This window comes from Streptomyces africanus, from assembly GCF_002150735.1.
In the GTDB taxonomy this organism is placed as follows: Bacteria; Actinomycetota; Actinomycetes; order Streptomycetales; family Streptomycetaceae; genus Streptomyces; species Streptomyces africanus.
In genome coordinates this window covers 1-3,183 of the sequence record NZ_MUKA01000119.1, presented here as the reverse complement: position 1 = coordinate 3,183, position 3,183 = coordinate 1, and the positions used below count along the sequence as shown (strand labels likewise).

Below are 3,183 nucleotides of genomic sequence, written 5' to 3'. Positions count from 1 at the left end.
CTACATCGAGCTGGACGCCCGCACGGCGAGCGCGTGCCCCGTACGGGCGTCCAGCTCGATGTAGCAGCACGTGGCGAAGACGTCCGCCTCCAGCTCGGCCAGGTGCCGGCTGGTGTGCGTGATGACCTCATGCGGCGGCCACTCGCTCGCGGCGAAGGCGTGCACCGCACTGCGCAGCTGGCCCATCACCGCGGCGGCGCCGACACTGTGGCCCTCGACGTCCCCGATGACCAGCGCCACCCCGCGCCCCGTGGTGATCACGTCGTACCAGTCGCCGCCGATGGCCATGCCCTGGGTGCCGGGCAGATAGCGGCCGGTGGTGCGCAGCCCTTCGACGGCGGGCAGCCGGTGCGGCAGCAGCCCCTCCTGAAGACCGCGGGCGACGGCGGACTCGGCGTCGTAGAGCCGTGCCCGCTCCAGCGCCTGCGCGGCCAGTCCGCTCAGCGCGGTGAGCGCGGAGCGCTCGTCGGCGGTGAACCGGCGCGGGGTGTCCCAGCCGAGGATGCACGAGCCGACGGGATGCCCGGAGGCGATCAGCGGCAGGAACGACCAGGCGCTCATACGGTCCAGGGCGATGCCCGGGTAGGCGACGGAGAGGTCCTCGGGCGACTCGAAGAAGAGCGGCAGCCGCGTGGTCAGGGCGTGCACACCGGGCAGCTGAGTGTCGAGGGTGACCCCCTCGAACGGGGCGAGGAAGCCCTCCGGGTAACCCGACTCCCACAGCAGGTACATCCGGCCGTCGCGCACCGTGTACAGGGCGAGCTCCCGGACGCCGAACGCGGGCAGCAGCTGCTCGGACACGGCCCGGCACACGTCCTCGACGGTGACCGCCTGGGTGAGCACGCTCGCCATCTGCACCACGTGGTACAGCGCCCCGGCGCGCGCCGCGGCGACCGGCCCCGGCGGCGGCGCCGCCCCCGGTACGGGACCGGTGGCGGCCCCCGCCTCGCGCGCTGCCCTGGCCTCGGTGGGCGCTCCGGCCGGACGGACCCGGCCCGTCAGCCCGTGCACATCCGGGTAGAGCACGAAGCTCAGCCAGTTCCCGGCGGGATGCCGCACCAGGAAGGACACCTGCTCCTGCGACAGCATCGCCGCCCGGTAGCGGTCCTCGTACGCCGGATCCCGGAGCCAGGTGATCACCTCCCAGGGATAGCGGCCCAGGAGCGCCTCCAGGCCGCCGCCCAGCAGTTCCTCGCAGCGGTGGTTCGCGTACGTCACGCGGCCGTCCTGGTCCAGCGAGAAGACACCGTCGGGCAGCCGCTCGGCGGCCTCGGCCGCCCTGAGCCCGCTGACCGCGTCGACGAGGGCCCCCACCAGGATCCGGCCGGAACCGGTGCCGCCGCGCACCAGATGCCCCCACAGCTCGACGGGCCGGTAGCCGGCCTCCGTCTCGCCCGCGGAGTCGTCCCGCACCCGGAAGTGCCGGGACCTGACCCGGCCGAGCGTGAGGGCGTCGTGCCGGCACGCGCGCAGTTCGTGCAGGTCGTCGGGGCTGACCCGGGCCTCGATGTCCGCCATGGTGCCGCCGAACTCCGCCCGGTCGATGTCGAGGAGAGCGAGGGCCTCGTCGTCGGCCGTGCACGTGTCGTCGTCCAGGTCCCAGTCGATGAGCCCGACCCGGACGGGATGGACGGCGGGCGTGGGCAGCCGCACGCCGACCGGTTCGCCGTCGTACTCGACCCGGTCCGCGGCCGAGCCCGTGCCCGGCCGGCCGGCGGTGAGGCGGGTGAGACGCTCCTCCATGGCCTGCCCGGCGGGGCGCAGCGCGGGCTCCACCGCCTCCGCGTCCAGCGGCGACCGGGCGGCCGAGCGGAGCACGACCAGGACACCCACGGCCTCGCCGCCGGCCCGGACGGGGCGGTAGGCAGAGCCGAAGGAGTACGGCAGCCCGGCAGTGAAGTGCGGGAAGCGCACCATGGTGGCGCGCTCGTCCGGCAGCCACAGGGTCTCGTTGCGGCGGTAGGCCTCCGCCATGGGCAGCGCACCGCCCACCGGCACCCGCCACCAGGTCCTGAGCAGCGACCGGGGCACCCCGGTCACCATCGCCAGCACGAGCGAACGCCGGTCGCGGGAGCGCAGGTAGACCAGCCCGCCGTAGCCCCCGAGGTCCCGTACGGCCTCGATCAGCGGAGCCGTCAGGGAATCCTCGATCCAGCCGGTGTCCCCGGCCCGGGCCCGACCGTCACCACCGCCCCGGCTCCGGCCGTCGGGTGACCGAGGCCCGTCCGGTACGGCGGCTGACTCATCCATCTCGCGTCCTCCCGGTACGGACGCACCGGACCCCATCGCTCCCCACCAGGATGTGCCATGGCCGGCTGTCCGGCGCGGTGGGTGCAACCTTTCGGTCCGTCCGGACGTCTCACCCCATACCAGCAACATACGAGCCTCGGGGACGGTAATGGTACGAATCAGAACAGCATGCGCGACTCTCGCGCTCATGGGCGCCACGGTGGGTGTGGCAGCCGTCCCGGCCGGTGCCGCACCGGTCGCCACCCTGGCCGCCACCCAGGCCACGGCCTGCCCGACCGGCTGGGGGAGCCTCCCCAAGACCGACACCAGTGGCACGACCGCGCCGGTGACGAACATCCGGACCGGCCGTCACGCCTGCTTCGACCGGATGGTCATCGATGTGCCCGGCGGGGGCAGCGACGTCGGCTACTCGGTCCGCTACGTCGACCAGCTCCACCAGGACGGGTCAGGCCGGCTCATCCCCGTGGCCGGCGGAGCCGTCCTCGAGGTTCGGGTGGCAGCACCCGCCTACGACCCGGAGACCGGCGCCGCCACGTATCCCGCCCGGGCGGGCCGCCCGCTGCCGGGCGTGGACCTCACCGGCTACCGCACCTTCCGGGACACCCGGTTCGCCGGAAGCTTCGAGGGCGACACACAGATCGGGCTCGGCGTCCGCGCCCGGCTGCCCTTCCGGGTGCTGCAGGTGGACGGCCGCGTCATCGTGGACGTCGCCCACAGCTGGACCGCCACGAGCTGACCACGGTGCGCCCGGCTTTCCGGAGCCGGGCGCCCGGCCGCGCCGGTCTCAGTGATCCCGCAGCCGCCCCACCCCTTCCAGTGTCCGCGCCGCCGCACCCGCCAGGCGGGGCCGGTTGCGGACGAAGCGGCGTGCGGCCCGTGCGGGTTCCCGGCCCACCCAGTGGGCGGCCCCGCCTGGCGGGTGCGGCGGCGCGG

At 74.6% G+C, this 3,183-nt stretch carries 2 protein-coding genes; one reads left to right on the top strand and one right to left on the bottom strand.

What is annotated here, in order from left to right; genetic code table 11:
* The gene (locus CCL05_RS17440; RefSeq protein WP_244204308.1) at positions 1 to 2,250 is read right to left on the bottom strand and encodes a SpoIIE family protein phosphatase; all 2,250 of its coding nucleotides are present in this window, start codon (positions 2,248 to 2,250) and stop codon (positions 1 to 3) included.
* A 148-nt stretch (positions 2,251 to 2,398) separates the two neighbouring features.
* Between CCL05_RS17440 and CCL05_RS17435 the strand changes: the two genes are divergently transcribed.
* Entirely contained in the window at positions 2,399 to 2,986 is a 588-nt protein-coding gene (locus CCL05_RS17435; protein ID WP_167409576.1) for an AMIN-like domain-containing (lipo)protein, read from the top strand.
* The last annotated feature ends 197 nt before the right edge of the window (positions 2,987 to 3,183 follow it).

Excerpts from the sequence above, each read along its gene's own strand:
- CCL05_RS17440 (WP_244204308.1), bottom strand. The coding sequence starts at position 2,250 with ATGGATGAGTCAGCCGCCGTACCGGACGGGCCTCGGTCACCCGACGGC.
- CCL05_RS17435 (WP_167409576.1), top strand. The coding sequence starts at position 2,399 with ATGGTACGAATCAGAACAGCATGCGCGACTCTCGCGCTCATGGGCGCC.